At 36.5% G+C, this 22,594-nt stretch carries 23 protein-coding genes; 7 read left to right on the top strand and 16 right to left on the bottom strand.

Annotated features, from left to right (window positions below):
- Positions 1-5: 5 nt before the first annotated feature.
- A complete protein-coding gene (locus tag HHL20_RS01205) occupies positions 6-362 on the top strand; it encodes a DUF805 domain-containing protein (RefSeq protein ID WP_228463069.1) in 357 nt (118 codons plus the stop codon).
- Positions 363-402: 40 nt separating this feature from the next.
- On the opposite strand, the gene HHL20_RS01200 is transcribed toward HHL20_RS01205, so the two are convergent.
- The gene (locus HHL20_RS01200; protein ID WP_228463068.1) at positions 403-936 is read right to left on the bottom strand and encodes an SRPBCC family protein; all 534 of its coding nucleotides are present in this window, start codon (positions 934-936) and stop codon (positions 403-405) included.
- 213 nt (positions 937-1,149) lie between these two features.
- Here HHL20_RS01200 and HHL20_RS01195 point away from each other — a divergent pair, with 213 nt between their 5' ends.
- Together HHL20_RS01195 and HHL20_RS01190 are read left to right on the top strand one after the other, a co-directional pair.
- Positions 1,150-3,219, top strand: a complete 2,070-nt coding sequence (locus tag HHL20_RS01195; protein WP_169229385.1) for a M3 family metallopeptidase — start codon at positions 1,150-1,152, stop codon at positions 3,217-3,219.
- Positions 3,220-3,387: 168 nt separating this feature from the next.
- Positions 3,388-3,993 carry a hypothetical protein gene (locus HHL20_RS01190; RefSeq protein ID WP_169229384.1) on the top strand — a complete coding sequence of 202 codons (606 nt, stop codon included), beginning with the start codon at positions 3,388-3,390 and terminating at the stop codon, positions 3,991-3,993.
- A gap of 34 nt (positions 3,994-4,027) precedes the next feature.
- Here the strand turns inward: HHL20_RS01190 and HHL20_RS01185 are convergent, their stop codons facing one another.
- From HHL20_RS01185 to panD, 3 genes are all read right to left on the bottom strand, one after another.
- On the bottom strand, positions 4,028-4,603 hold the full coding sequence (locus HHL20_RS01185) for a TerD family protein (RefSeq protein WP_169229383.1): 576 nt from the start codon (positions 4,601-4,603) through the stop codon (positions 4,028-4,030).
- 171 nt (positions 4,604-4,774) lie between these two features.
- Complete coding sequence (locus tag HHL20_RS01180) at positions 4,775-5,857, bottom strand: lysylphosphatidylglycerol synthase transmembrane domain-containing protein (RefSeq protein WP_169229382.1); 1,083 nt, start codon at positions 5,855-5,857, stop codon at positions 4,775-4,777.
- 3 nt (positions 5,858-5,860) lie between these two features.
- Positions 5,861-6,211, bottom strand: a complete 351-nt coding sequence (gene panD / locus HHL20_RS01175; protein ID WP_029294648.1) for an aspartate 1-decarboxylase — start codon at positions 6,209-6,211, stop codon at positions 5,861-5,863.
- Between the two features lie 400 nt (positions 6,212-6,611).
- On the opposite strand from panD, the gene HHL20_RS01170 reads away from it, so the two are divergent.
- A complete protein-coding gene (locus HHL20_RS01170; protein WP_029294646.1) occupies positions 6,612-6,902 on the top strand; it encodes an HU family DNA-binding protein in 291 nt (96 codons plus the stop codon).
- Positions 6,903-7,139: 237 nt separating this feature from the next.
- On the opposite strand, the gene pdxH is transcribed toward HHL20_RS01170, so the two are convergent.
- Positions 7,140-7,781, bottom strand: coding sequence for a pyridoxamine 5'-phosphate oxidase (pdxH, locus tag HHL20_RS01165; RefSeq protein ID WP_169229381.1), 642 nt, complete (start codon positions 7,779-7,781; stop codon positions 7,140-7,142).
- 24 nt (positions 7,782-7,805) lie between these two features.
- Here pdxH and HHL20_RS01160 point away from each other — a divergent pair, with 24 nt between their 5' ends.
- Positions 7,806-8,354 (top strand): YqgE/AlgH family protein, encoded by a 549-nt coding sequence (locus HHL20_RS01160; RefSeq protein ID WP_169229380.1) that lies wholly within the window; start codon positions 7,806-7,808, stop codon positions 8,352-8,354.
- Positions 8,355-8,624: 270 nt separating this feature from the next.
- On the opposite strand, the gene HHL20_RS01155 is transcribed toward HHL20_RS01160, so the two are convergent.
- The 9 genes from HHL20_RS01155 to HHL20_RS01115 all read right to left on the bottom strand — a co-directional run bounded on the left by HHL20_RS01155 (position 8,625) and on the right by HHL20_RS01115 (position 19,775).
- Positions 8,625-9,434 (bottom strand): aminotransferase class IV, encoded by an 810-nt coding sequence (locus HHL20_RS01155; RefSeq protein WP_169229379.1) that lies wholly within the window; start codon positions 9,432-9,434, stop codon positions 8,625-8,627.
- A gap of 74 nt (positions 9,435-9,508) precedes the next feature.
- Positions 9,509-9,895 (bottom strand): START-like domain-containing protein, encoded by a 387-nt coding sequence (locus HHL20_RS01150; protein ID WP_169229378.1) that lies wholly within the window; start codon positions 9,893-9,895, stop codon positions 9,509-9,511.
- Between the two features lie 252 nt (positions 9,896-10,147).
- Positions 10,148-11,323 (bottom strand): aspartate aminotransferase family protein, encoded by a 1,176-nt coding sequence (locus HHL20_RS01145; RefSeq protein ID WP_169229377.1) that lies wholly within the window; start codon positions 11,321-11,323, stop codon positions 10,148-10,150.
- 440 nt (positions 11,324-11,763) lie between these two features.
- Entirely contained in the window at positions 11,764-13,524 is a 1,761-nt protein-coding gene (locus tag HHL20_RS01140; protein WP_169229376.1) for an OstA-like protein, read from the bottom strand.
- Positions 13,517-13,990, bottom strand: coding sequence for a Fur family transcriptional regulator (locus tag HHL20_RS01135; protein WP_029294631.1), 474 nt, complete (start codon positions 13,988-13,990; stop codon positions 13,517-13,519). Before HHL20_RS01135 ends, HHL20_RS01140 begins: the two co-directional genes overlap by 8 nt.
- 67 nt (positions 13,991-14,057) lie before the next feature.
- Entirely contained in the window at positions 14,058-16,052 is a 1,995-nt protein-coding gene (locus tag HHL20_RS01130) for a KUP/HAK/KT family potassium transporter (protein WP_169229375.1), read from the bottom strand.
- 122 nt (positions 16,053-16,174) lie between these two features.
- Positions 16,175-17,155, bottom strand: coding sequence for a pyruvate dehydrogenase complex E1 component subunit beta (locus tag HHL20_RS01125; RefSeq protein WP_169229374.1), 981 nt, complete (start codon positions 17,153-17,155; stop codon positions 16,175-16,177).
- A gap of 108 nt (positions 17,156-17,263) precedes the next feature.
- Positions 17,264-17,680, bottom strand: a complete 417-nt coding sequence (locus HHL20_RS01120) for a DUF2147 domain-containing protein (protein ID WP_169229373.1) — start codon at positions 17,678-17,680, stop codon at positions 17,264-17,266.
- Between the two features lie 163 nt (positions 17,681-17,843).
- Positions 17,844-19,775: an LTA synthase family protein gene (locus HHL20_RS01115; protein ID WP_169229372.1), complete on the bottom strand. Its 1,932-nt coding sequence runs from the start codon at positions 19,773-19,775 to the stop codon at positions 17,844-17,846.
- A 131-nt stretch (positions 19,776-19,906) separates the two neighbouring features.
- Here HHL20_RS01115 and HHL20_RS01110 point away from each other — a divergent pair, with 131 nt between their 5' ends.
- Complete coding sequence (locus HHL20_RS01110; RefSeq protein WP_169229371.1) at positions 19,907-20,620, top strand: CDP-alcohol phosphatidyltransferase family protein; 714 nt, start codon at positions 19,907-19,909, stop codon at positions 20,618-20,620.
- A 106-nt stretch (positions 20,621-20,726) separates the two neighbouring features.
- Complete coding sequence (locus HHL20_RS01105; RefSeq protein WP_169229370.1) at positions 20,727-21,491, top strand: 3'-5' exonuclease; 765 nt, start codon at positions 20,727-20,729, stop codon at positions 21,489-21,491.
- A 118-nt stretch (positions 21,492-21,609) separates the two neighbouring features.
- On the opposite strand, the gene HHL20_RS01100 is transcribed toward HHL20_RS01105, so the two are convergent.
- Complete coding sequence (locus tag HHL20_RS01100) at positions 21,610-22,101, bottom strand: hypothetical protein (protein WP_169229369.1); 492 nt, start codon at positions 22,099-22,101, stop codon at positions 21,610-21,612.
- 37 nt (positions 22,102-22,138) lie between these two features.
- On the bottom strand, positions 22,139-22,594 hold the full coding sequence (locus HHL20_RS01095; RefSeq protein WP_169229368.1) for a hypothetical protein: 456 nt from the start codon (positions 22,592-22,594) through the stop codon (positions 22,139-22,141).

Here is a 22,594-nt window from a genome sequence, read left to right as displayed (position 1 = left end):
CTAAGATGATGTTTAAAGATATTTTTTCCATACGCGGAAGAATCAGAAGAACTGAATTTGTATTATCCTGCCTCATATATGCCGCAGCATTATTTGGAAGTGTGTTTTTAGCGGCACTTACCAATCTTATCTTTTTTTATATTATCGTTATCACCACCTGGTTTGCAGGAACCGTTTTCAGAATAACCCAAGGTGTAAAAAGATGTCATGATGTTGGGAACAGTGGCTGGTTCCAATTCATTCCTTTTTATTTTTTTGTTATGATATTTGCTGATGGGGATAGAAGAGATAACAGGTACGGACCCAATCCGAAATATAAAGAAGATCATAACTCTATTAATCAGATTGGCCGGGAAAAATAGCAAGAAAAAAAGCCCTGCAGAAGTGCAAGGCTTTGGTTTTTTATTTTTCAACTAAGTTTTTGAGGTTGGTAAGACCTTCTTCATAGGATTTTCCCATCTGATAATCCATCATTGGCCGCATTATTTTCATCCAGGTCTCCTGTTCCGTATCCATCGTCCAGGTTACTTTTGTATCATTTCCTTCTGGTGACAAGACAATTTCGGAAGTAGCCTGCCCGTCAAATGGTCTTTTAAAAATCATCTCTGTTTTCTGTTTTTGGTTCGGCACCAGCTCTTTGATTTCCTGACATCCTGCCCCTGCATCATCATTCTTACTGTCCCAACAGTATTTATCACCAATCTCACCTTCATTTCCGGAATAAGCAAGCTTCATATTCGGATCAAGCTTCATCCAGGGATTCCACCGGTTAAAGGTTTTCATAGAGCTGATCTGCTGCCATACTTTTTCTTTCGGAGCCTTGATAACCATCGATTTTTCGTAATGATATTTGTTGCCGAAAGCCAGCATGGCAATCACTGCATATACAACAATAAGAAGAAGAATGACACCCAGAATTTTTAAAATTGTTTTCATAGTTTAAGGTATTTAAAATTATTTTTTCAACATGAATCGCGTTTTATTTTGCTGTCAAAAGTAATTAATTCTTCATCATCACCTCTTCGCATATGACAAGATTATTTGATACCGTTCAATTTTGTCACACCTTCTTTCTCAGGCATCATTTTTGAGCATTTTCGCTGTCGGTTCAGCAGAATCATTAAATTTACAAGAATTAAAAATTAGAATATGAATATTTTAACAGAAAAGTTTAACACACCATATCACTCAGCACCATTTAATAAAATCAACAATGAAGATTACCTTCCTGCATTCAGGGAATTGATAAAAAAATCGGAAGAAGAAATCGAGGCTATCGTTACCAATCCTGAAGATCCTACTTTTGAAAACGTTATAGAAGCATTGGCGTATTCCGGTGAGCAGCTTGATGTGGCGTCTAATATATTTTTCAATCTTAACTCGGCGGAAACAAGCGATGAGCTGCAGCAGATTGCACAGAAAGTATCCCCTATTTTAACGGAATATTCTTCAAAAATTTCCCAGAATGAAGCACTATTTAATAAAATTAAAAAAGTGTATGATGAAAAGGAAAAATATAACCTGAATGAGGAACAGCAGATGCTTTTAAATGAAACATATAAAGGTTTTGTAAGAAGCGGCGCTCTGCTGAATGAGGAAGACAAGGAAAAATTAAAGAAAATCAGCATGGATCTTTCTTTAAAGTCACTTAAATTCGGGCAGAATGTGCTGGCTTCAACCAACAGCTATTTTAAACATATCATCCATAAAGAAGATCTTGCCGGAATTCCGGAAGCCATTCTGGAACAATATGCAGAAGAAGCCAAAGAGAGAAATCTTGAAGGGTGGGTGATTACCTTACAGTACCCAAGCTATATTCCCTTCATGACGTATGCGGAAAACCGCGAATTAAGAAAGGAAATTGCATTGGCCAACGGTAAAAAATCTTTCGACGGCGGTGAGTTTGACAATCAATATCTAATTAAAGAGCTTCTCACATTAAAACAGCAAAAGGCCGAATTATTAGGCTATAAAAATTATGCAGATTATGTTCTGGAAGAACGAATGGCAAAATCTCCTGCAAAAGTTATTGACTTCCTGAACGAACTTTTAACCAAAGCAAAACCGTATGCCGACAAAGAGATTGAAGAATTAAAATCATTGGCAAAAGCTGACGGTATTGAAGAAATACAGGCTTACGACCATGCTTATTATGCAGAAAAGCTTCGTAAAGCAAAATTTGACCTTAATGATGAGGAATTAAAACCTTATTTCCCTTTAAACCAGGTTCAGGATGCCGTTTTTGGATTGGCTGAAAAACTTTTCGGATTGACTTTTGAAGAAAGAAATGATATCCCGAAATACCATGAAGACGTGAAAATTTATGAGGTTTCCGAAATTCTTCAACAAGCTCATAATGACAATCAGCAAGAAGCCAATAGCCAGAAGCCAAAGGCATTTAAAGCCCTGCTTTACGTAGATTACTTTCCGAGAAAAGGCAAAAGAGCCGGCGCATGGATGACGAGCTATAAAAACCAGTATCAAAGAAACGGTGAAAATTCCCGTCCGCATATTTCCATTGTCTGCAACTTCAGCAAACCAACGAAGGAAACACCGAGCCTGCTGACATTTCAGGAAGTGACAACCTTGTTCCATGAATTTGGACACGCGCTTCACGGAATGCTCGCCAATACGCAATATCCTACTCTTTCCGGAACTTCTGTAAAATGGGATTTCGTAGAGCTTCCTTCGCAGTTCTTAGAAAACTTCTGCTACGAGCCGGAATTCTTAAAAACCTTTGCAAAACATTATAAGACAGGAGAAGTTTTACCGGATGAAAAAATTGAAAAAATCGCTCTGTCGAAAAACTTTATGGAAGGCTACCAGACCTTAAGACAAATCGGTTTCGGATTGCTGGATATGAATTACCATACAAAGGTTGGAGAACTGGAGAGTAAGAGTGTGAAAGAATTTGAAGATGAATATACGAAGGCTACACAATTATATCCCGTGAATCCTGAAACAGCGATGAGTCCGAGCTTTTCTCATATTTTCCAGGGCGGATATTCTGCGGGATATTACTCTTACAAATGGGCGGAAGTTCTGGATGCAGATGCCTTCCAGTATTTTAAGGAAAACGGAATTTTCAATCCTGAAGTTGCTGCCAAATATAAAGTGCTTCTTTCTTCCGGCGGCACCAAAGACCCAATGGAACTCTATAAAAGTTTCAGGGGAAGCGAACCGAAAGTGGAAAGCTTACTGAAGAGAGCGTTTGGATAACAAGATTTTAAAAACCATTAAGTTAATCAGCTTAATGGTTTTTTATTTACATTCAAAATAGATTTGGTACACGGAAACTTTCGTAAACATTAAATGAGTGATGCAATCATTGTATTTTTTCACTACCTTAGTATCGAAACACCAATAAACAAGGGATTACATAGCATTATGAAAGACAAACTCTATTTCATTAAAACCAATCCTGTAAGCGCAAAGATCAACCTTTACAATAAACTCTGCGGCGAAGAGAACAGTATCCTTACCTTTCTGGAGGATGATAAAAAGGCAAGTCTTGAAATCATTAAAAAGAAAACACTCGATAACGTTGAAAATCTCTCAAGGGAAGAATTCATATGTATTTTCAACTGGTTCGATGAGCGCTACGGTTCGGACCCCGAAGAGCTGAAAGCCCAGCTTTTTATTCACGGAATTGATATTTTTTATGATATCTCAGATCCGGTGTGTATTGAAACCTTTTCTAAAATGCTTTCGGATTATGAGGGTTATCTGCAAAACAAATTTTCTTTTATTATAAACTCCGAAGGTTTTAGCCATTTTGTGATCTACGGTATTTTCTTCACCGGTATGGCAGACAGCGAAGAAAAGTATCTTTTTAAGTTCTTAAAACAAGATCACAAAGTGCTGTACACTTTGGCAGAAAAGGGTTACCATGAGAAAAGATACGGCTTGGTTCTGCACCCGGAAATGTATCAATACTTTTCTGACCTGTATGACTGCACCAAGTTTTATAAAGGTTCTATTATTATAATCTAAAAGAGACTTCTTACCGGAAGCCTCTTTTTTACGTTTATTTGATAATTTGTCCTTTATAGTATTTTTCCAGGAAAAAGCCTAAATCTGCTCTGTACCCAATTCCGGAAGCTTCAAATTTCCAGTTGCCGCCACGTTTGTACAATCTTCCGAATTCTATTCCCGTTTCTATGGAAAAATCTTCATCGAGTTCGTATTTGGCAATTTCCTGGTGGGTGAGGTTATCAATAATCCTGATGTATGAATTTCTTACCTGCCCGAAATTCTGTTTTCTCCGCTCATAATCTTCAATGGTGACCACAAAAAGAATTTGCTGAACTCTTTCGTCAACTTTTTCAAGATCAATAATAATCGACTCATCATCGTCACCATCGCTGTTTTTACCACTCGGGTCGTCTCCTGTATGCGTAAGGGCACCGTCGGGAGAGTTTAGATTATTATAAAAAACAAAATATTCTTCACTTACCAGTTTTCGTTCCGCATCAATCATGATTGCGGAAGCATCAAGGTCAAAATCATATCCCATTCCTTCATTCGGATCCCATCCCAGACCGATGGTCATTTTTGTGAATCCAAGATCAATTCTTTGTCCTTTCTGTAAATTAATTGCCATAATAGTACGAGGGGTTTTATTGTATTGGTTATCGAAGTTATGGCTGTTTTAGGAATTTTCCAAAATATTTTAAGACAAAAAAATAGGTATATTGCAGTTTATAAAAAATGCCTTTATTCAGACATAAAAAATCCGATCATTATGACCGGATTTTATATTTATTTAAACTATTTATTCTGCGAACTCTTTTTCTGCAACCGTCTCATTTCTTGCCTTCGCCAGCATAGGAATAGAAATTAATCCCATTACCAGCATAATGGCAATCTGCAGCGGCAATGAAATGAAAGAATAGGTTAACCCGACTTCACCTCCGACTTCACCGCTTTTTCCCATTGAGATAAATAAGGCCATGAAACCATACTTCATTGCCAGATTAAAGGCTCCGATTCCGCCGCTTGCGGGTATAATCATTCCGAAAGTACCGACTACGAGAATCAGGAATCCATCATCAAAGGTAAAATCTGAAGTTTCCGGTAATGCAAAGCAAACCAGGTAGGCTGCAAAATAATAGGACACCCAGATACCTATTGTATAAAGGATAAATTTTCCCTTTTGTTTTAGTTTGAATACGGATGTTAAACCTTGAAGAATTCCTTTTCCAAAATTAATCAGTTTTTCTTTTTTAAATTTATAAATAAGAACCAAACCAATTACAATCAATACAACTAAACCTAATTTAAGATAGAAATAAAAAGAATCAAAATCATTTATTCCAAGTTTCATCATCTGCCTTTCAAAAAAGTTAGGAACAAATTTTTCTTTTTCGTCCTTCTTCTCCATTACAAATTGATAAAATGATAAAATCGTATTGAATTTAAATATAGCTGTTAAACACAAAAATATAATCATACACACGAGATCCACCACCCTTTCCAGAATAATTGTCCCGAAAGACTGATCCACGGGCACTTTTTCAACACCGTAAAGAGCCGTTGCCCTTGCCACTTCGCCACTTCTCGGGATGGTAAGATTCATCAAATATCCGAAAGAGATCGACCACAGGGAATTGGAGTTTGATATACGGTGTCCCATTGGTTCCAGCATCATGTTCCAGCGTATTGCCCTGAACCAGTATGCCGCAATTCCGAAACAGGCTGCAAAAGCGACCCACCAGTAATTTGCTTTTGATAATGATTTCTGTATGACTTTAAAATCTAATCCCTTTAAGGCAAACCATAAAAAAAAGCCTGCAAAAGCAAGCGAGATTACTATTGTAAGAATTGATTTTAAAGGGTTCTTCGTTTTTTTCTCCATAGATTACGTCAAAAGATTTGTTTTTTCGTCCGGGAAAACAATTTTTGGCTGAAAATCTTTAGCTTCTTCAGGAGTCATCTGCGCATAAGCGATGATAATGATGATATCGTCTCTCTGTACTTTTCTGGCAGCCGGGCCATTGAGACAAACTTCCCCGGATTTCCTTTTACCTTTGATCACGTAGGTATCAAATCGTTCACCGTTGTTTACATTTACGATATATACTCTTTCTCCTACAACAAGACCTGCCGCCTCAATAAGGTCTTCATCTATTGTAATACTGCCGATATAATTAAGGTCAGAAGCCGTAACTCTCACCCTGTGAATCTTAGACTTAAAAACTTCTATTAACATAGTGCAAATTTATTAATAAAAATCAATAAAACAGCTTTTTAGATTGATTTTAAAACTATCAGAGCGACAGCGTTTTAATTGGTTAAAATACAATTTTTACAGTTTTTAATTAAAGAATCAGTAAATATATGATAAAAGTATTATTACTTTATACGAAATTTAGGATTTAATAAATACACAAAATAATAGCATACTTTTCATAAAGTCAATGTACATAAGCAATTGGCATGATTTTAGTAACGTGTATCGTACATTTTACGTAAAAAAGTAAATTATCATATTTTAACCAAATTAAGTTAAAAACGAAAAAATTACTTATTTTTTTATAAAAAAATTGCACATATAGAAAATAGTATTATATTTGCTATTATAACGAACTAACTTTAATATTAAAAAAATTATGAACAAGTCTGAATTAATCGACGCAATCGCAAAAGATGCAGGTATCACTAAAGTTGCAGCCAAAGCTGCCTTAGAATCATTCATCAATAACGTAATGACTACTCTAAAGAAAAAAGACGGTAAAGTTTCTTTAGTAGGATTCGGTACATTCTCAGTTGCTGAGAGAGCTGCAAGACAAGGTATCAACCCTGCTACTAAAAAGCCTATCAAAATTGCGGCTAAAAAAGTTGCTAAATTCAAGGCTGGAGCTGATCTTTCAAACGCAGTTTCCGGAGCTAAGAAAAAATAATCATTCAGATTAGTAAAATTAAAACCTCATCCAACGATGAGGTTTTTTTTGGTGGTGGCTTCGGGAGCCTCAGCCACCTTTCGGGAGCTCAGCCACAGTTTAGATAGCCTCAGTCGAAGTTTTGGAGCTTCGCCCATCAATTATTGCGCTGTTAACTTATGTACCTATAATTGTATAAGAATTTAACCGGATATTTCAGGGTCTGTAAGAAAAATTAAAATCCGGAATTATAAGAACCTACGGTGCTAATCTTGAAATTTTCCAATCCAAATCTTCCAAAGTGTATATAATCCTGTCGTGCAGACGGTTTGGCCTACCCTGCCAGAATTCTATTTCATAAGGTTTTCCGATGTATCCGCCCCAATTTTCCGGACGTGGAACTTCGGTATTTTCATACTGCTTTTCCAGCTCTTTAAGCTTCTGTTCAAGAAAACTCCTGTCAGGAATTTCCTGGCTTTGCGGCGACACCACTGCTCCCAGCTGGCTGCCTTTTGGCCGTGAATGAAAATAGCCGTCACTCAAATTTTCAGCAATACGTTCAAGATGTGCTTTTATGATAATCTGTCTCTCCAAAGCAGGCCAAAAAAAATGAAGACAGGCTTTATGTGTTTTCTCAATTGCTTTTCCTTTCCTGCTGTTGTAATTGGTATAGAAAATAAAACCTTCATAGGTATATGCTTTAAGCAAAACCATTCTTGTACGCGGGCATCCGTCTTCTTCTACCGTAGAAACCGCCATTGCATTAGCTTCTGAGATTCCGGGATTATCTGAAGCTTCGATAAACCAATCCCGAAACTGCTCAATGGGATTTTGTTTTATCTCACTTTCAATAAGTTGGGATCTCTCGTACACTTTTCTTTTGTCGTGCAGGTTTTCCATAAATATTTTTTATTAAATTTGAGTATGAATTACTCCTACAAAGGTAAAATATTAATTTCCACACCAGATATTTCCGGTGATATTTTTTCCCGATCGGTAGTATTGGTTATAGAACATAACGAACAGGGCGCATTTGGCTTAATTCTTAACAAGAAAAACAGCCAGATGAGTGATAAGTTTAAAGATATGTTCGAGTTTAAGATTGAAGTATATGACGGCGGACCTGTAGAAAATGACAAGGTTTTCTTCATCGTTAAAGGAAAGAAGGTAACGGAAACTTTTGTGGAAATTACTCCGGACTTTTATTTAACGGAAGATATAGAAAATATAATAAGCGCCGTTCTGAGCAGTGAACTAACCATCAATGACGTAAAAATATTTTCAGGATATTCGGGATGGACCTCCATGCAGCTTGATGATGAAATTCAGCGCAAAGTCTGGACTGTGGTAGATGTTTACAATCTTGATTACACCTTACCGAATGACCAGACACTGTGGAAATCCATCATGCAGAATCTGGGCGGTGAATATCTGCTTTGGGCAAATTCTCCGGAGGATATTTCTCTCAACTAAAATATGTAAATACTTAAGCCCTTAGACTTTAACAAACTTTAAGATACCTTAAATCTGTTTTAAACAAATAATTTCCGTTATTTGTCTTACCAAAAACTTAACCGATATGAGAGAAATCAAATTACCTGCTATCAGTATTTTCTCTACCATTTTTAGCTCAAAAAAAATTGATATTTCCAAATATCATTAACAATACAATTTTCTGATTATTCGGAATAAAAACCCGGTAAAGGACATTGGAACTTTTGTTGTTTACCGGGTTTGCCAATTTTAAAAACTTTTTCTCCAGGCCTCTGTTAATTCCAAAAAACGGTTGTTCCCGAAAGTTTTATTTCTTATCTTTCCTACTGAAAATATTCCTCTCTCATCCGAGATCAGTAAGATTTCTTCAGCTTTCTGAGATTCAAAAGCAATAATTTCATGCTCCTGAATATCTGCAAGATTATTTTTATGTAAAAAGGTAACAAAATTCTCCATTAAAGGCGAAATATAAGCTCCTTCAGTCTGTTTTGGAACTTTAATGACATCACCTTCCAGAAATAGAAGGTTGCCGGTTCCAGCCCTTGCAATTCTTTTTGCCGGATTTAAAAAGATGACATCATCCAAATCGTTTTCCTGTGCATAAATTTCACCATAAATATTTTCCGGACTGTGAACATGAATATTGCAGAGAAGGTTGTTGTTTACATTGATTTCCTTAATCATATCCAATTCCAGCGGTCTTTCATGAACCGACAGCAAATCATCCATCTGCAGGATTTCATAATAATAGGAAACTGAAGACTTTGACAAGGTAGTTCCGTCCATATTTCTGAACACCTGAAAACTGATAATGCCATTTTTCATTCCTTTTCCTTCAATGACATCTTTACTGAAAAGGGACTGGAAAAACTCCAGGGTATAGGAAAGCGGAATATTCATTCTCATTTTTCTCATGGAGGCCATTAAAAAGAAATAGCATTCTTCGTCCATGATAAGTTTTCCGTCTCTTACAAAGAACGAAACCTTCACTGCATCTCCCGCAAGAAATGCTCTGTTCTTAACGTTTAATTCGCCTGATGTAAAATATTGATTTTCCAATTTATTCTGATTTGTTATAAAAAAATAATGAACGATAAATCGTTCATCAGTTTTATCTGTAATACAGCTTACGTTTAAGCGGCACCCAATTTTATTCTAAGGTTTTCGATAAGATTTTCCCAATACATTGCATTTTCTTCTTCATCTCCTTCTTCGCAGAAGTCTGTAATATTGAGGGCAAGATCTTCTGTAATATCATCGATTGTAATTGTCATTTCAAAGAAATGTTTTGTTCCTTCATCTTCTTCCCATCTGAAACGCACGAAACCTTCTGGCTTATACCTAATTAAAGTTGCCTTTTCGGCAGGTCCTCCTCCCCAGCTAAAAAAGAAGTCATCACCTTTCTCTGTCACCTCATCCGCAAACCATTCAGACAACCCTTCCGCAGTCGCCAGATATTCGTATAAAATCTCTGATAAGCAATGCATTGGGAATTCGTAATGGACTTTATGTTTCGCCATATAATCTTTGTTTTAATCGTCCCGCAATATATAAATTAATTTTTTTATTACACAAAAATGTATTTACTTTTTTAGACAATCTTCATGATATTTATCAGAATTTTTAAATAATTATATAATTGATTTTTACCTTTAAAAAGCTTGTTAAAATGAAATGTTTCAGAAGTTCTTATCTGCAATATTCCCTTCACTTCCAGAAAGCTTCATATAAGAGAAAGGCATCGAATTTTTCGACACCTTTCCAAAGTATTTTTAATTTTCATTTAAAACCTCGAGAATTATCTGACACCCTTCAGTAATTTCTTCTTTTGAGATGGTGAGAGGAGGTGATATTCTGAGATATTCGTTTCTGTATAATTGCCAGAAAACAATAAGTCCTTTTTCCATACATTTTTTAGCGACTTCTAAGGTATATTCGGGAGCACCAAGATTGACAGCCAGCATGAGTCCTTTTCCATTGATATTTTTAATTTTAGGATGAACCAGAAGTTCGCGGTACAATTTTTCTTTTTCAGCAACTTCATCCATCAGTCCGCTTTCCAGGACTTCTTTCAAAGTAGCGTAACTTGAAGCAGCAATGAGCGGATTTCCCCCAAAAGTCGTAATGTGCCCCAACTTCGGAGAATACGTCAGAGTATCCATGATTTTTATTGAACTCATAAAAGCGCCTACGGGAACACCGCCGCCCATTCCTTTTCCCATAACGAGAATATCAGGTACAATTCCGAAATGTTCAAATGAGAAGAGTTTTCCGGTTCTTCCGAATCCCGGTTGTATTTCATCAAGAATCAGTAAAGCACCTACTTCTTCACATCTTTTTTTTAAGTTGATTAAGTAATCCCTGTCAGGAACTAAGAACCCTGCCGCTCCCTGGATTGTCTCCATAATGACACAGGCAGTTTTTTCCGTTATTTTATCGAGATCATTTTCATTATTGAACTCAATAAAACTCACCATAGGTAACAGCGGACGAAATTCTCTTTTGTGTGTTTCGTTTCCTGACACGCTCAATGCTCCGTGAGTATTCCCGTGGTATGAATTTTTAAATGATACTATTTCCTCTCTTCCGGTATATCGTTTTGCCAATTTAAGGCTTCCGTCTATAGCTTCTGCACCGCTGTTTACGAGATAAGTAATTTCGAGTGGATCGGGCGTAGATTCTGCCAGCAGCTTACATAAAGCTACAGGTTTCTCCTGTGCATATTCACCGTACACCATTACATGAAGATATTTCTCGGCCTGCTCTTTAATCGCGTTTACAATTTTCGGGTGTGAATGTCCCAGGGTATTTGCGGAAACGCCGGCTACAAAATCAAGGTATTTCTTTCCGTCTGTTCCAAAAATATAGCTTCCTTCTGCTCTTTCCACTTCAAATCCCGCTGCAAATTTTGTGGTCTGCGCCTGATAGATAAAAAAATCTTGTTGCATCTCCATTATATTGAAAAATTTCAGCAAAGCTAAAAAACATTCATTAAACACAGAAATTTATACTTATAAATAAAAAAAACGCTTACAGCAAAAATGCTGTAAGCGAAACCACCAAATCACAAAATATTAATATAGATTAACAATTATGGAGATAAATATATGCAAAAAAACAAATTAAAATACATTTTGTTCAAAAAAAATTAACTTTATTTTAAAATTATAAATCAATTCAACAATTAATGAAATGATTACATCATTAAAGCTCAATTCTGATAAGGATTTCACATTCACTAAAAAAGGAAAAATTATAACAAAAAAATTTGATTTTTCTTTGAAAAGAATGTTTTTAAAGGCTATAATTAAAGGTTTTTTAAAAAAATAACTCACCATTTTACAACAAAAATGGTGAGTAGGGATATGAATTATAGTTTTTTTGCTATTTATCTTCTGACTCTTTTCGGCTTTTTGGCTTCTTCTTTGGCTTTTTCGTTTTCAATAACTTTCTGCGCAGAGTCGTACAGAGAAGTATCTGTTTCGTATTTTATTTCGGGATAATTCGGAGTATCCACCAGAATATCCTGCCATTTTAATATGCGGTCTTTGGTATTCCAGTTGAAATCCGGAAATTTACGCTTGGAGGGCTCAATCATACTCATGGGATAGGTATCCGAATTTGCACCAATATTACATTCCACAACAAACAGTGCTTTTTCTTCAAAAATAGCATCAATAATTCCGCATGTACTGAGCGATATTCCTATTCTTTCCTTTTTCTTGGTTTCTGCGTTCACGTCATCTGAAAATGTAATTGCCTGCGCATTGCCGATCACCTTGGCTTCTTTGATATTGTTATCTTCGCCGTAATAAACCGTCATCAGCCTTCCTTTTACCTGATTGAATTCGTCTTTCATATTCAGGGAATCTACTTTACTGATGGCAAATGCATTACCAATTACCTTTAGAGAATCGATGTTTTCTTTTTCGGTATTAAAATATGCTTCTACCTTATCACCGGTTACCTGTTTTCCGTTACTCCATAAAATCGGATCTCTGTACATGTGCAGCACACCGTCTGTTTCATTAAAAGCAATGGAATCTGCCCTTCCCTGTGCATTGGATTTGTAGAATCTTCCTTTTCTAAATGCTCTTAGAAAGCTTTTTTTGACTGTAATATTTGCAGAATCCGGTTTTTGAAAGGATATGATTTTCTCAGCAGCAAAATACATAGAATCTTTTTCCAGCGCTTTTACGGCATAAGGGTTTTTCGTCATCATCGCAGAATCTTTCTTTTCAAAAATTTCTCCGTATCCTCCTTTTATCCATCTTCTTTCATTCGGATCATCGATAGTAACATTTCCCGTTGCCTTTCCGAAGCCTGTAAGCTGGTTATAATACATTTCATCTCCTGTGAGAATTTTGTCATTGTAATATACCCTGGAGTTCTTGTATAGAAAAGCTTCTTTTGTATTGGTATTGTAATTGCCTTTATCCGTAACGATACGGTTTTTAGGATTCTTTTTATTAATAATGGTAGTAGGACCGTTGATGTCTACAATATTGGTGTTCTGATTCTGCACAACATTATCGCCTTCCAGAACATATTGCGCATCTTCAATTTTCACTCTTCCGGAAAGATCAATCGTTCTTGTCGCCAGAAAATAGGTTGCTGTTTTGGAATAGGTGGTACTTTTACCATCATTGATTGTTCCGCCTGTATTGTAATATGCCTGGTTGGAAACCCGGTCGTAATACATCGTCTCGGTTTTGATCACCGTTCCTTTAGGATCTGTAAGTACTACATTTTTCCTTGCAATCCCTCGCTGGGTATTGCCGTCGTATTCCATTTCATCTCCGGTAATTACGGAACCGTCTGCATTCTGAAGCTTTACATTGCCAACTGCTTTTACAAAATTCTGTCCTTCATATACAATTACAAGATCTGCATTCAGCAATGATCCCTGATGCTCAAACTGAACATTTCCCGTAAAGTAATTGTTCCCGTCGTATTTTTCATCCTTTCGTAATTCGTCGGAGTGAATATGCTTCACCTTTTCCGGAGGCGGCGCATTTTTCTGCGGAACAGTTTTGGGCGTAAAATAAGGACCCTTCTGCAAAGGTTTCTGACTGTTGTCCTGTGCAAAAATAAACGAAGAAATAGTAAGAAACAGGCCGATAATAAGCCTCAATGATCGGTTAGTCATTCTTTGTACCATAAAAATACAGCGAATGAGAATCAATCTTTACTCCAAATGCCTCTTCAATAGCTTCTTTAATTCCCTGGATTCTCGGGTCGCAAAATTCTATAATTTCCTCAATTTCCTTATCAGAATCTTTTTTGTAGATCACAAGATGATCATGCTGTTTGTCGAAATAAGATTTTTCATAAGAAGAAGAGGTCAGTGTTTTCTCTCCGAACTGATGCTTGCGAATCAGCCCCGCATCCAGAAAAATCTCAATAGTATTGTAAATGGTTGCTTTGGAAACATGATATTTTTTCTGCAGCATTAAAAGGTACAGATCATCAACGTTAAAGTGATGATCCATACTGTAAATTTCTTCTAATATTGTATATCGTTCAGGTGTGTTTCGGAAACCTTTTTCAAGCAAATAGTTTCTTAAAACATCTTTAATCAGTGCAATATTTTTTTCTTTTTGTATTGTATCCATCAAAAAAATTATATACAAATTTATTGATTTTTATTTAAATAAATATTGTACCGGAGTGTTAAAGAATTTAACTATTGTGACGGATAAAACCGCATTGCTCGATTCTCGACTTACTTACACAGTCTTCCGTCATCGGTGCAGACTCTACCACCACATTGTGTGAAGTGATTCCCCAAGCCTTGAAATCATCGCTTCCGATGTACTTAACGAAATTATAAATATTAAGGATAATTTTCTCTTTTACGGTAAGAAGAATATCATTGATATAGGTATTATCTATTATCACATACTTCAGATCCGGAGGAATATTATGAGCTCTGAGTGAAGGATGGCTGCTTCGTGACGGGATAGTTCCATCTGCCATAAGATCTCTCAGCACCATATCAAAGTAATCATTGATTCTTCTGTCAATTTTAAATCCGAGCATAAAATTGATCTTATAAATTGTTCCCGGAAGCACCTCGTCGACAGCATATTTGAAAGTATACGGATCTTCCTGATTGGTAATGCTTAGGATGAAATAATGATCAGCTCTTTTAGGCTGTTTCTTGATGATGGAATAAATAATTTTCGATTCTATTTCGTCATTTCTTTTAGCCCTGCTGAGATACGCCAGGTTAGTAGCATATTTTGGTATCGTTTCGTCAAGCTTCATATCTTTAATGATCGGAATATAATTTTCCAGCTTGATAAACTTAATAAATTTTGTTTTGATCGATCTTCCGTTATACCAGGCATACATACATACTCCGATAAATCCTGCCAGAATTACGGTAATCCAGCCTCCATCAAAGAATTTAATGATATTGGCACTGAAAAATCCGAGTTCGATTGCCATATATACCAATGCGAAAACCAGTATGAATAATTTGTTCACCCTGTGTTTTAACAGCCAGAAAACAAGCAAAACGGTCGTCATGAGCATGGTTACGGTAATTGATAATCCGTAAGCCGCCTCCATTTTTCCGGATTCTTTAAAGTGAAGGACTACAATGATACAGAACAGAAGAAGCCCCCAGTTGATTCTTGGGATATACATCTGCCCTTTAACCCCTGAAGGATAATCAATTTTCTGATTGGGCCATAAGTTCAGTGACATCGCTTCGGAGAAGATGGTAAATGAACCGGTAATCAAAGCCTGACTCGCAATAATTGCCGCTGCAGTTGCCAGAATAACTCCGGGAATTACCATCCATTCTTCCATAATTCCGAAGAAAGGATTAACAACAGAAAAACCGGGCTTATTATAGTTTGTTAAAAGCCATGCTCCCTGACCGAGATAGTTTAGAATCAGCATAACTTTTACAAATCCCCAGCTTACCCTGATATTTTTGGCGCCACAGTGTCCCAGGTCTGAATACAGTGCTTCTGCTCCCGTGGTACAAAGAAAAACAGCTCCTAAAATAACAATGGCACTGGGAGAGTTAGCAATCAATTTATAAGCATAATATGGGTTAAATGATCTCAGGATTTCCATATTTTCGCTTAAGTGAGACACCCCTAATCCACCTAAAACCAGAAACCAGATGACCATTACAGGTCCGAAAAATTTCCCGATAAAGCTGGTTCCAAACTGCTGGACAAAAAAGATAATAATTAAAATTCCAATGGTAATAGGAACTACCGGTGTGTGCGGATTGTAAATTTCAAGACCTTCAATGGCCGACATTACGGTAAGAGAAGGAGTAATAACCCCATCAGCAATAAGTGCTGCCGCTCCTACAATAGCAATAAGATAAAGCCAGCCTTTTTTAAGGTTTTTCACCAATGAGAATAAGGCAAGAATCCCACCTTCTCCTTTGTTATCTGCCCGAAGTGCAATAATAACATATTTGATGGTTGTCTGAAGGGTAAGCGTCCATATAATACAGGAAAGAGCACCTTCAATATATTCGTTAAAAGGCATCGTGCTTCCGCTTTCTCTTGCGTTGACGATCGCTTTCATTACGTAAAGCGGAGAAGTACCGATATCTCCGAAAACAATACCCAGAGAAACCAAAACTCCAATGAAAGAAAGCTTCTTAATGTCAAAGTGATGACCGCCTTCTGCAACTTCTGCCATATCAGCTAATTTATTTTAAGAGCGCAAATTTAAATCAAATTTACAACCCCAAGAATTTTTCTTCATGAATATAATAAATGAAAAAACTTCCTTTCGGAAGTTTTTCTCTATAATTATGTTAATTATTTAACGTACATCGCTTTTTTGATTTCTTCTTTCACTTTTTCAAGTTTCGGGAACCATTCAGCAAACAAGGCAGCGGAGTAAGGTGCAGGAGCATCCGGAGTGGTAATTCTCTTAATCGGAGCGTCAAGATAATCAAACGCTTTCTGCTGTACCATATAAGTAATTTCTGAAGCCACAGAACCAAAAGGCCATGCTTCTTCCAGAACAACAAGTCTGTTTGTCTTTTTAACGGAAGCTAAAACCGTATCATAATCCAAAGGACGAACTGTTCTAAGATCAATCACTTCCACGGAAATTCCTTCTTTAGACAAATCTTCAGCAGCCTGAATGGCAAGTTTCATGATTTTACCGAAAGAAACCAATGTTACATCTGATCCTTCTCTTTTGATATCAGCCTTTCCGATCGGTAAGTAATATTCTTCTTCAGGAATTTCCATTTTATCGCCATACATCTGTTCAGATTCCATGAAAATAACTGGGTCGTTATCCTGAATTGCTGTTTTCAATAATCCTTTTGCATCATATGGGTTTGATGGAACCACTACTTTTAGCCCAGGAATATTGGCAAACCAGTTTTCGAAAGCCTGAGAGTGAGTGGCTCCCAATTGACCTGCGGAAGCAGTAGGACCGCGGAAAACAATAGGACAATTCCATTGCCCACCACTCATCTGGCGGATTTTTGCCGCATTATTGATAATCTGATCAATACCAACCAATGAAAAATTGAATGTCATATACTCTACAATTGGTCTGTTACCATTCATCGCAGCTCCTACAGCAATTCCTGTAAAACCCAGCTCCGCAATAGGTGTATCGATTACTCTCTTTGGACCAAATTCATCAAGCATTCCTTTTGAAGCTTTATATGCACCGTTGTATTCTGCTACTTCCTCCCCCATTAAAAAGATGGATTCGTCTTTACGCATTTCCTCGCTCATTGCCTGTGCAATTACCTCACGAAAAGTATATTCTGCCATATTTATTTGAAAAATTTAGAGTACAAAAATAGTGTTTTTTTATTATTAGATAACAAAAACGGCATTTCATTTCTGAAATGCCGTGTATTATTTTTTATTCGTGCTAAATTAATTAACCTTATGCCAGGTTTGTGTTCTTCCAAGAAGAGAAAATCCGAGATAACCTCTTACATTAAGATTATCGCCTTCTCTTTTAATGGTGCATTTATAGGTTTTTCCTGTTTTTGGATCAGTAATTGTACCTCCAGTGAATTCATCACCATCTTTTTTCAGTCCTCTGATGATTTCCATCCCAAGAATAGGCTTGTTTTTTCTGTCGTCTTTACAGTCTACACAATTCGGGTTGGCAGGTTTTATTAAAAGCTGGGAAACTTTCCCGTAATACTGGTCACCTTTTTTATAGATTTCCACAATAGATTTTGCCTGTTTTGTTTCGTCATCTATCGTTTTCCATTTTCCTTCGATCTGGGCGAACGATAAAACGCCAATGAAAGAAAGAATAAATGTTAATAATAATTTTCTCATATTTTTATAGTTTTAATTTTAAATATATTATTTCGTTGTCTATATATTGCTAAAAATAGAAATTAATTTTCATATAGCAAAAGGTTTTATTATCCCGAACATACATTATTATAGATATGCTTTCATTCGATTAGTTAAAATATAATTCCAAAAATTTTCAGTGTTAATGTAATTTTCTGTTGATCACCCTGTTCATATAATCCTGATACCATGCTTTGGCAGTCAGTATCCCTTTCTGTATTTCAGGCTTATTTTTCAACTGATCCATAAGATTTTTTTCCAGTCCGAGATCTGTTTTATCAAAAACGCCCACTACTTCTTTGCCGTCAAAACGGTAAATATAATTTCCGATAATGAACTGCTCCACAGACCCATCCGAATTGGCAATGATCGGCAATTCCTGTTTACCGCTTACCAGACTTCTTCCCCAACTCCTGATCTTCTTATTATACCCTATCAGATCAGCTAATGTAGGATAGATATCGATCTGCTGGGCGAATTCAGAATTTACTCCTTTAAGATGATATTCAGGATTGGGAGAATAGAAAATCAAAGGAACTGCAAATCGATTCATAATTTTCTCATATTCAGGATAATATACCTCATTGGTATGATCTCCCGTGAAGACAAAAATGGTATTGTTAAACCAAGGCTGCTTTTTGGCTGTTTCGAAATACTCCTTTATAGCATAATCGGTATATTGGATAGGTTCGTGCATCTGATTTTTTCCTTTCCTGAATTTTCCGTTATATTTTTCGGGGATCTTGAACGGATGGTGCGAAGAGGCTGTGAAAACGGTCGCCATGAATGGTTGCTTTTTCCCTGTATTTTTAGCAAAATATTGCAAAAACGGCTCATCCCAGATTGCCCACATCCCATCGAAATCATTGTCATTATTATATTCCGTTTTACCGAAATAATGTTTAAAGCCAAGAATATTTCCAAAGCCTAAAAACCCCATGGAGCCATTCGGAGCCCCGTGATAGAAAGAGGTATCGTAGCCCATCTCATTACAGACGGAAACAATTGACTGTATTTTCTGGTTGGAGTATGGCGAACTGGTAAAGGCATCAGTAAGACTCGGAATTCCGGCAAGTACAGAACTCATCCCGTGAATGGACTGCCGCCCATTGGCAAAAGTATTCGGGAAAATAAGACTCTGCCCTGCGAGACTGTCAATAAACGGCGTATAGGAAACATAATCTTTAATATTCTTATCCTTATTGAAGGCTCCGGAATATTCTCTTCCGAAAGATTCTACAATAAAAATAACAATATTGGGTTTTTCCGATACATTTCTTTCATATATTTTATATGGATGAATATTATCTTCTATAAACTTTTCATCTACAAAATGGACTTCTTTAAAATTGTTCGTATTCAAAGTCCTGAAAAACGAGAATGTGCTGTTCAGCACCATGTTTCCCTGGGAAGGCAGCTTAACAAAGCGGTTGGCATCCACCAGGTTGATCGGTCTCGTACTGTGCTTGAAATCTCCGCGTATTCCGCCGACAGCCAAAACAGCAGTTAAGCAAAGTGTTATAACCGACCACACGAAATACGGAACCAATCGATCAGGCTTATTTTCCTGAACTTTTATTTTTTTATAGAGAAAAATCCACAGTGCCATCAAAAGAACAAACCAAATAATTACGAATGGATTCTGAACGATTGAGGATGTAAAAACTTTGAAAATATTGTTTTCATGCTGTGCCACCTGCAGAGCGGCAGAAGTAAGCCTCATCTGGGAAAACCTGAAATACACCATATCACCGAAGTTCATAGCGTAAGCTATTCCGTTGGTGATGAAGTACAGCCAGAAAAGAACCCTTTGGTATCCTTTTTTTGTATTGATGACCACAGGAACAATACTTAGCAGGATAAAAAGTGCATTGACGTATAAAATTGCGGTGGTGTCGAAGGCAATCCCATGGAAGGAAAGACTAAAGTAATCGGCCAGAGAATCAATTCTTATTAAATCCCGGTTGAAATACCAGAATAAAAAACGCGCAATCTGATAGAAAAAATAGGCTAAAAAGATCCTGTACAAAAGCACCAGAACTTCCTGTTTTCTAAATTCTTTAAAAAATTTCATGCCGCAAATTTACATCAAAAATTGATGTGACAATATACCGATATACCTATGACACAATGAAAGAGTATAATATTGTTACATTGTACAAACTGTTACATTGGTAAATTAATTAATTGTTTTAATTTTGTGTTATGAATTTCATTAAAAACAATCTGGCCAACGCCATCACATTGGGAAACCTGTTTTCGGGCTGTGTAGGCGCAGTGCATCTTATATCAGGAGATTATCAGACAACAGCGGTCTGTATTATTATTTCGTTGATTTTAGATTTTTTCGATGGTTTTGTAGCCAGAGCCCTGAAATCAAACTCCAATCTTGGAGTACAGCTGGATTCTCTGGCAGATATGGTAAGTTTCGGGGTAGTTCCGGGATTGGCTATGTTTAAAATGCTGGAGCCTTTCGGAAGTGAGATTTCAGGATTTCATTTGCCTTTTGCAATTTCTTATATAGGTTTTCTGATTACGCTTTTTTCCTGCCTGAGACTGGCTATTTTCAATCTTGATGAAGAGCAGAAATACTACTTTAAAGGATTAAATACACCCAGCAATACAATACTTATTTTTGGATTATATTACGCTTTCAGACATGAAGAAATATTTGTTAATATAGTAAATAACAGTATTTTAATGCTTATCTTAACAGTACTTTCATCATGGCTTCTGATTTCACCGATCAAAATGATCGCCATGAAATTCAAATCAATGAAGCTGCAGGATAATTATCCCAAATTAGCATTGCTGATAGGTGCAGTTGCTATTTTGGCCATATTTAAAACGGTCGGAATTCCGGTGGTGATTATTTATTATATTTTTATCTCCATTATTTTTCAGAAACAATTAAAATAAAATGATTGAAGATGGGAGTTCCCGTTTTCAAACTCATATTCTCAATTTTTAAAATAAACACAGGCGAGAAGCAGGTAGCCCTTGCCATTAGCTAAAAGCAATTAAAATGAATTTAAAATTACATAAACCGCTTTGCATTTTTGATTTAGAAACCACAGGAACCAACATCGGAAGAGACAGGATCGTTGAGATCTGTATTTTAAAGGTAAATCCTGATTCATCAAGGGAAAGCAAAACATGGAGGGTAAACCCGGAAATGGCAATTCCAAAAGAATGCAGCGAAATTCATGGGATCTACGACGAGGATGTAAAAGATGCCCCTACTTTTAAGGAAATTGCTCCGAAAATTATGGAAATGCTTTCCGGAAGTGATTTGGGAGGCTTTAACTCCAACCGTTTTGATGTTCCGCTGCTTGCTGAAGAACTATTGAGAGTGGGTATTGATTTTGATTTAAGCAAGTTCAGACTGGTTGATGCACAGACGATTTTCCATAAAAAAGAACCGAGAAACCTGAGCGCCGCTTACCAGTTCTATTGTGGGAAAACATTGGAAAATGCCCACTCTGCGGAAGCTGATGTAATGGCGACTTTTGAGGTGCTGGACGCACAGGTCGGAAAGTACGATGATATCCCGAATGAAATCGGGCCACTGAGCGAGTTCTCCTTCCACAATAAACATGCGGATCTGGCGGGATTCATTGGATACAACGAGAAGCTGGAAGAAGTTTTCAACTTCGGGAAGTACAAAGGACAGTGTGTAAAAGTTATTTTTCAGAAGGATCTCGGATACTTCGGCTGGCTTCAGAACGCTGAATTTCCTTTATACACGAAAAAGGTATTTACAAAAATTCAGTTATCAAGCAGATTTTAAAGGATGAGATTTGCAGAGGTGCAAAATAAGATGATAGAACAGCTTTTGAAAAAATAATTTCAACAAATAAAGACTCCGCTAATATATTGTAGCGGAGTCGGTTTTTATAAAATGATGCCTAGAAATTATAGCTAAGTGCCATACCTGCACCTGCATTTTCCAGCTTAAAGTAAGGCCGGAAAGCCGTTCCTTTACCATTTTCTGTATCTATGGCTTTGTTCAGGTTCTTCTTTGAAGAAATAGCGAAAGGTATTGCTATGGCTACCAAACCCGCTCCTATACCGACCATGCTCCAGCCTTCGTTTTTGGTTTTTTCTGTACGGGCTACGCCATACTGGTCTACACTCACCAGCTTTTCGCCGCCGTCTAACACTTTTATCAGCCCATATCCCATACAGCCACCTCCTATTGCCCCGAAAATCTGCGATACGGTACTATTGGTTCTGTACTTTTTATAATATATCAAAGCCTGCTCATTTTGAAACACTTCTTTGTACTGAGAAGCCTTATAGGCCTGCCCGTCTTTTACAAGCTTATTTTTGGATAAACTTACTTGTGAAAATGCTAATTGAGACATTGCCACAAGACTTACTAAAATTGTTTTTTTCATAGTTGTGTAATATATTACGTCTTTCTGATAAAATGAATTACTTTTTGATAAATTCCCAGTAAAATGCTTTTTTATATTCTGGTTTAGATTCTAATAACAGTCTTAAACCCATACTAAGTTTGATAAATTGTTCTTTTTGCTGATTTGTTTCTATACATTTTGGAGGAAGTTTTTCATTTTCAAAATAAAAATTTGATATAAGCGTTACATTTTTGTTGGTTGTACATTCACCATAAACAAATTTACCAAATTCCTTTTTTAGCTTCCATATATCATTTTTTTCCTTTTTAGTTATGGGGATTATAATCTCTTCTTTAGAAGAATCATTTAAGTAACATTTGGTTCTATTATAAACTCCCGTTTTACTATCATAAGATTCTATTTTCACTATAAAACCATCTAACTTTACAATTCTTTCATAATAAAAATCTTCATATTGTTGAGCGAAAACCATATAGGAAAATAAAAAATTAAATAAAATTATTTTTTTCAT

This window comes from Chryseobacterium cheonjiense, assembly GCF_012927265.1.
Taxonomy (GTDB): Bacteria; Bacteroidota; Bacteroidia; order Flavobacteriales; family Weeksellaceae; genus Chryseobacterium; species Chryseobacterium cheonjiense.
This window is presented reverse-complemented; position numbering and strand designations above follow the sequence as displayed.